A 1,856-nucleotide genomic window follows, 5' to 3' on the forward strand; every position below is an offset into this window, starting at 1 on the left:
CGCAGGTTGTGTTGCAAGTGACCGATCAAGGCGTTGTGCCAGTCGACGATGTACAGCGAGCCGTCCGGGGCGAACTGAAGATCGACCGGTCGGAAATTGCCGTCGCGACACGAGAGCAACATCTCGACTTCCTCGCCGACGAACCCGCTGCCGTTCTCGGCGGGCATGATCTTGTGATTCAGAATCGCCCGTTCACCGATCACGTTGGTGACCAGGAAGTTGCCTTGCATGTCGTCGGGAAAATGGCGACTGGAGACGATCGCACATCCGGCCAACGGTCGAATCCGCTTGGGATAGAACGTCGGGAACTTGTAACTGGGGTCTCCGCCGGCCATCGACGCGACACGACGGTGTTGGCTTCCGCCGGGATGCTTGTTGGGGAACTCCACATGCCCGGTGATCGGTGCGGCCCAGTAGGCGTTACCTGGCGATGCATCACCGATGAAGTCTTGTCCCCATTTGTCGTAGCAGTAACCCCAGGGGTTGGCGAACGCGAACGAGGCGTGAACGTCCAGGCGTTCGGTTCGTGGATTGTATTTCCAAATCCCGGCTTCGGCCAAACGACGCACACCGTAAGGTGATTCGACGGCCGAGAATTTGAACGTGCCTTCTTCGAAGTACAGGTTGCCGCCGGGTCCCCATTCGAACGCCGCGATGCCGTGGTGCGAGTCGGCCGAATCGAAACCGATCAATTGTCGCGTCACCTCGTCGGCTTTGTCATCACCGTCGGTGTCTTTGATGAACCAGATGTCGGGCTGGCGAGACACATAGGCACCGCCGTGACCGAGTTCGAATCCGGTCGGTTGATGCAACCCTTCGGCAAAGACTTTGCAAACATCGGCGGCATGGTCGCCGTCGTTGTCTTCAAAGATCAACAGTTTGTCGTTCATCGGAGACTTGGGTTTCCAGTGCGGATACGACTTCATCGTCGCGACCCACAATCGTCCCTTGCTGTCGAAATTCAGCGCGACCGGGTTGGACAATTCGGGAAATTGCTCTTCCGATGCGACCAACTGGATTTCATACCCGTCGGCCAAATCGAACAATTTGATTTGTTCGGCGGCGGGCAGGTATTCCAACGATCCGAGTTTCCCAGCTTTGGCATTCCTGTCGTTGGGCGTGCCGACGTTGGTGGTCGGGTTGAGGAACGGCAATGTTTTCGAATCATCGATGGATTCCGGAACCGGCTTGCCGGCGGCCACCGCCCAAATGCGGGCATCGCGAATCGCCGTCATTTCGTCCAGGATTGCCCGCTCGCGTTCCATCACGATGCGGTTGTTGTACTTGCGGTCTCCGTCTTGTCCCGCCAAGCCACGATCACCGTAAATAGAAAATCCATTGACGGCACGATAGCGGTGAAACCAATGAAAGTTCTTGTCGTCGATTTCGTTTTTCAGATCCGGATTGATCGCCGCGGCAAGCTTGTTGCCGAACAACGCCTGATCCAAAATCGGTGCCAACGCGTCGTATCCGACGTCGTTCAAGTGAAACCCATTGATCGTCAAACGCTGCGGTGATTTTTCGAACAGCGCCCGGGTCGGCGTGAACAAATCGACGAAGACGACGTCGGTTTGCGACGCAACGTCCGACATCGCTTCGGTATACAACGCCAAGTTTTTATTTTGTTCTTTGCCGTCGGAAAGATTCGGATCGTCCGAGCCTTCGAACGCGATCGGCGACACCAAGACGACTTGCGGGCGTCCCTTGCCGTAGTCCGCCGTCTTGGTCTCCGTGACCAACTTCGTCAGGTCGGACTTGTATTTTTTGAGACCTTTTTCGCCGGCAAACGACTCGTTGTATCCGAAGAAATACATCACCACCGAAGCCTGGCTGTGCGTCAGGTGGCTGGTCGGATC

1 protein-coding gene is annotated in these 1,856 nt (G+C 56.5%); it reads right to left on the reverse strand.

Annotated elements, in window-relative coordinates:
- The coding region (locus tag ABX749_RS31480; RefSeq protein WP_372899519.1) for a PVC-type heme-binding CxxCH protein at positions 1-1,856 on the reverse strand (1,856 nt) is incomplete at both ends.

Source organism: Stieleria sp., from assembly GCF_041595215.1.
In the GTDB taxonomy this organism is placed as follows: Bacteria; Planctomycetota; Planctomycetia; order Pirellulales; family Pirellulaceae; genus Stieleria; species Stieleria magnilauensis.